This is a genomic window from Moorena sp. SIO4A5, from assembly GCF_010672005.1.
Taxonomy (GTDB): Bacteria; Cyanobacteriota; Cyanobacteriia; order Cyanobacteriales; family Coleofasciculaceae; genus Moorena.
Window position 1 is genome coordinate 1 of sequence record NZ_JAAHHZ010000344.1, and the last position, 4,958, is coordinate 4,958.

Below are 4,958 nucleotides of genomic sequence, written 5' to 3' on the forward strand. Positions count from 1 at the left end.
GATAGTTTTTGAATAAGTTAACAGATAATTATTATCAGGGATAACTCTAGATTTAACCTAGATTAAACTTTTAAATATAACCTGTATTTCTGCTCCCTACTCCCTACTCCCTGCTCCCTAATCCCTACTCCCTGCTCCCTGCTCCCTACTCCCTGCTCCCTACTCCCTGAAACCCGAAAATTTGTACCTCACCCAATTGATAACTGCTAGAAAAGTGAGGAGATAGTTTTGAAACGGACTAAAGGATCAGATCAGAGATTACCCAGGGTGGTTTATACTCCTGAGAGTAAGATGAGGCATCCGCTTCAATTATTTCAAGAGATGGGGCGAGACTTGCTAGCTTCTAGGGAACTAGCTTGGCGACTTCTGGTGCGGGATATCAGTGCCCAATACCGCCAGTCATTTCTGGGAATTGTCTGGGCTTTTATACCACCAATTGTGACAGCTGTTGGCTTTACTATGGCTAAGACTAACGGGGTGATTAATGTTGGTAGCACGGAGTTGCCCTATCCAGCTTATGTGATGTTTAGCATGACCCTGTGGCAGACTTTTGTGGAAACACTGAATGGTCCTGTCCAAGCCGTGACCCAGGCCAAGGCCATGTTGGCTAAAATTAATTTCCCCCGTGAAGCGATTATTCTTAGCAAACTCGGTCAAGTATTTTTTAACTTTGGTATCAAGCTGATTCTGATTGTGGGCTTGTTTATATGGTTCAAGATGCCTGTAACTTGGAGCGTGATTATAGCACCAGTTGCTTTGATTAATCTTGTCTTTTTTGGAACATTTATTGGCTTGTTATTAGCCCCGATGGGAGCCTTGTATAAAGATTTTTATATGGGTCTTACTTTGGCAACTGGATTTTGGTTATTTCTGACTCCAGTTGTCTATCCAGTTCCTAGTGAGGGGGTATTTGGCGCTATTGTGAAATTCAATCCAGTCACTCCTTTGCTGGTGACAACACGAGAGTTGGCAACCACAGGTGTGATCTCCGATCCCCTGGGATTTTGGGTGGCGAGTGGAATTGCTGTGGTGGGATTGCTACTAGCTTGGATTTTCTATCGTCTCTCCATGCCTTTTGTAGTTGAGAGGATGAGTTCTTAATGATGATTAGTACCACTGAGCAAGACCTTGCGAACAAATCCCAGGATAGTGAAGTCATTCTCTCGATTAATGGGGTTTCTAAAAAGTTTTGTCGGGACTTGAAGCGGTCTTTATTATATGGGGTTCATGATATTGCCACTGAGTTATTAGGATTGCGGCAGAAGGATGATAAGCTGCGGAAAAAGGAGTTTTGGGCACTTAAGGATGTCAGTATTCAATTGCGACGAGGAGAAGCAATTGGCTTAGTGGGGAAAAATGGTAGTGGTAAATCGACATTATTACGAATTATTAGTGGTTTGATTAAGCCGGATGTTGGCTCTGTGGAAGTTAAAGGTCGGTTGGCACCATTGATTGCTTTGGGAGCAGGGTTTAATCCGATTTTGACAGGGCGGGAAAATATTTATGCTAATATGTCGATTTTGGGGTTGTCGAAAAAAGAAATTGATCAGCGGTTTGATCAAGTTCTAGAGTTTGCAGAAATTGGGGATGCCATTGATTCGCCAGTACAAACCTATAGTTCTGGAATGGCAGCAAGGTTAGGTTTCGCTAGTGCAATTCATACAGAACCAGATATTCTTCTGATTGATGAGGTGCTAGCAGTCGGCGATCTTCTGTTTAGGATGAAATGCTATAGAAAGCTGTCTGAATTACGGGATAAAGGTACAACGTTTGTTCTAGTAGCTCACAATCCTAATTCTATTCTATCTATTTGTGATTCAGCCATTTATCTTGAACGAGGAAAATTACTAGCAGTTGGTAAGGCGGCTGTGGTAATGCAACAATATGATCAAGATTTGTTTCTAGATAATAAACAGGAATCCAAAGGAGCTGTTTTCTTTAAAGAGAAACCAGCAGAACAAAGCACTGGTTTAGATATTATTGGCGTTTACTTTAGAGATGGACAAGGAAATAGGATTGACTATCCTCTCAGTGGTCAACCTGTATCCTTATGTGTTAAGTGCAAAGCTCACACAGAAATTTATAATGGAAGCTTTTGTATTATTTTTAGACAAAATTGTGGGGAAGGAGAACCATTATTAAATTTAGATAGTTATCTAGATAACACAATATTTAAAATTTCTAATGGAGTAGTTGAACTTCAGCTAGAAATGCCTTATCTTGGATTACAGCCAGGTTATTATTCTACTAAATTATGGGTTCAAAAACGACCTAAATATATCTACGACCACGTTTTATTTAAATTTCAAGTGAAAAGTAATAGTTTAATGTCAGAATGTCAATTTTATCAACCTAGAAAATGGAAAGTTTTATACCATTAATATATTGACCCGGTGGGTGGAATGGGCATCAGGCGTGGAACGGGCATCTTGCCCGTTTCATTTCCGGACGGACTGTCCCAACACTGGCTACCGAGAAAATGAGGGCTAGCCCAAAGGTGGTGCGTTACGGGGCGGGCTGTCCCAACACTGGCGCTCGAGGTTGAACATGAGGGCTAGCCCGCCCCTAACGCACCCTACGCAACTCTGCTCCCTACTCCCTATTCCCTATTCCCTATTCCCTGTTCCCTTTGCTATATGTATGAATTCTTTAAGTTAATCAATAAATTATGGAATAATCATAAACAGAAAATCAGACACAACTATTATCGTAACCAACTTGGAAATATTGGGGAAGACTGTTATATAGGTAAAAGCGTAATCAAAAATAATTTAAGTAAATTATTTCTGGGCAATCGCGTCATTGTAGAAAATAATGTAACGCTTAAATGTAATTTAGAAGACTCTGCTATTCATATTGGCGATCGCTCCATTATCCGAAGTTCAGCAATGCTCATCTCTGCAGAGGGTAAGATAAAAATTGGTAGTGACTGTAGTGTTAACCCTTTTTGTTTTCTTTATGGTGCAGGTGACTTAGTTATAGGAAACTGGGTCAGAATCGCTACCCATACTGTAATTGTTACTTCAAACTATACTTTTGACGATCTTGATACGCCTATCGACCTTCAACCGTCTACTAAAAAAGGTGTCATTATAGAAGATGATGTTTGGATAGGGGCGGGAGTAAGAATCCTTGATGGTTGCAGAATAGGTAAAGGTTCTGTAATCGGTGCTGGGACAGTTTTAACTAAGAGTGTTGAGCCTTACTCTGTAGTTGTAGGAGTACCGGGCAAGGTTATTCGTAAACGTGGTGAATATAAAGATAGTAAACAGGAGTAAATAGGATAATTTTTTGTTAACCAAACTAGTCACAAATAAATAGATTTATCTGATCTATTTATTACTAATAAATAATCACGACTATCCTAGACTGATGATAGTAAATGAGTAGTTTAACTGAGCTTAACTCCTTAAATTATAAGGGAGTCAATACAATTAAATTTAAAAAAAATTGTTTTTTGTTATCGCTACAAGCCTCTTTTAGTAAGCTTTGTAGCGATAATTTTATACTAATTTAGTTTAGCCACATCCTAGAGAGCCATAATCCCTAGCACTATGATGATAATTAGCCATGAAAAATCAAGAGCGTGTGCGAGTATTTATCGGCTCTGGTGAAGCAAGTCTAGTGGAGAGGAAAGTCTCAATTTACTCTCTTCGTAAGCATAGCCGTAGGGAACTGGATATTTATGTTTTTAATGGCACCCACAATGCTATTGAACATAATGATGATCAGCCTTATCTCGCTCCCATGTCTTTACGAGTTAAATATCGCAATACAACTGAGTTTAGTCTCTACCGATATTTGATTCCACAGTTGTGTAACTATCAAGGTAAAGCTATTTATATTGACTCAGATACTATCTGTTTAACTGATATTGGTGAACTCTTCGAGACACCTTTGAATGGCTGTGATTTCCTGGCAAAAAGAGCTTATAGCACTGAAGGTAAAGACCTTTGGGGCTTGAGTGTAATGCTGATCGATTGTCAAAAATCTAACTTTGATTTAGAAACCTACTACGACGAAATTGAGCAAGGTCTGTATTCTTATCCTGATCTTGCCCGTATGAGTCCGGCTTTTCTGGCTCATCACCATTACCAAATCGGAGAACTAGACCCCCTTTGGAATGTCTTTGATTACTATGACAACAATACGAAGTTAATCCACTATACTAACCTCTACACTCAACCCTGGAAGTCTTCTAATCATCCCTATGGAGATTTATGGTTTCAGTACTTTAATGAAGCTAGGGAGTGCGGTTATATCAGCCAAAATGATATTGATTTAAGCCTTGCTCGTTCCTACGTCAGGCGTGATTTACTAAAGGAAAATTTATCACGGAGTATTTTTAAAAAAGTGAGATACTCTCCAGTTATTTCTCGTCTTTACGAGAGTTTAAAAAAGCTACTGAGCAATTTTATAAACGTGATTATATCACCAGTTAGGTAACTTAGTTTATGAATATTATTGCCGTTATTCCTGCTCGCTATGATTCAATTCGTTTTCCTGGTAAACCTTTGGCAATGATTGGCGATCGCCCAATGGTACAGAGGGTTTATGAGGCAGCTAACCGTTGTCCTGATTTCACTAAGGTGGTAGTTGCCACTGACTCTGAATTAGTTGCGGATTGTGTGGAGCAGTTTGGGGGAGAGGTGGAAATGACTCGCTCAGACCATGCTACTGGTACTGACCGGGTTGCAGAAGTAGCTCAACGTTATCCGGAAATGAGGGTAATCGTTAATGTCCAAGGAGACCAACCTTTTGTTACTGCTCAGATGCTGAGCGAGCTGGTAAGTCCTTATATCAAAGGGGAGTTCCCTGCCATGACGACTCTGGCTTGTCCTCTGGATATGGCAACAAGCTATCAAGACCCTAACTCAGTCAAGGTTTTATGCGATCGCAAAAATCACGCCCTCTACTTTTCCCGTGCTCCCATTCCTTACTTCCGTAATTCTGGAGAT

At 40.1% G+C, this 4,958-nt stretch carries 5 protein-coding genes; all 5 read left to right on the forward strand.

Features of this window, described 5'->3' with window-relative positions; translation table 11 throughout:
* The first annotated feature begins 228 nt into the window (after positions 1-228).
* On the forward strand, positions 229-1,101 hold the full coding sequence (locus tag F6K57_RS36615) for an ABC transporter permease (protein ID WP_293073126.1): 873 nt from the start codon (positions 229-231) through the stop codon (positions 1,099-1,101).
* The gene (locus F6K57_RS36620) at positions 1,101-2,381 is read left to right on the forward strand and encodes an ABC transporter ATP-binding protein (protein WP_293073129.1); all 1,281 of its coding nucleotides are present in this window, start codon (positions 1,101-1,103) and stop codon (positions 2,379-2,381) included. Before F6K57_RS36615 ends, F6K57_RS36620 begins: the two co-directional genes overlap by 1 nt.
* Positions 2,382-2,636: 255 nt before the next feature.
* Positions 2,637-3,278 carry an acyltransferase gene (locus F6K57_RS36625; protein ID WP_081431418.1) on the forward strand — a complete coding sequence of 214 codons (642 nt, stop codon included), beginning with the start codon at positions 2,637-2,639 and terminating at the stop codon, positions 3,276-3,278.
* Between the two features lie 292 nt (positions 3,279-3,570).
* On the forward strand, positions 3,571-4,446 hold the full coding sequence (locus F6K57_RS36630; RefSeq protein ID WP_075905416.1) for a glycosyltransferase: 876 nt from the start codon (positions 3,571-3,573) through the stop codon (positions 4,444-4,446).
* An 8-nt stretch (positions 4,447-4,454) separates the two neighbouring features.
* A partial coding sequence (locus tag F6K57_RS36635) for a 3-deoxy-manno-octulosonate cytidylyltransferase (protein ID WP_293073134.1) occupies positions 4,455-4,958 on the forward strand: 504 nt, incomplete at its 3' end.

Excerpts from the sequence above, each read along its gene's own strand:
- F6K57_RS36620 (WP_293073129.1), top strand. The coding sequence starts at position 1,101 with ATGATGATTAGTACCACTGAGCAAGACCTTGCGAACAAATCCCAGGAT.
- F6K57_RS36625 (WP_081431418.1), top strand. The coding sequence starts at position 2,637 with ATGTATGAATTCTTTAAGTTAATCAATAAATTATGGAATAATCATAAA.
- F6K57_RS36630 (WP_075905416.1), top strand. The coding sequence starts at position 3,571 with ATGAAAAATCAAGAGCGTGTGCGAGTATTTATCGGCTCTGGTGAAGCA.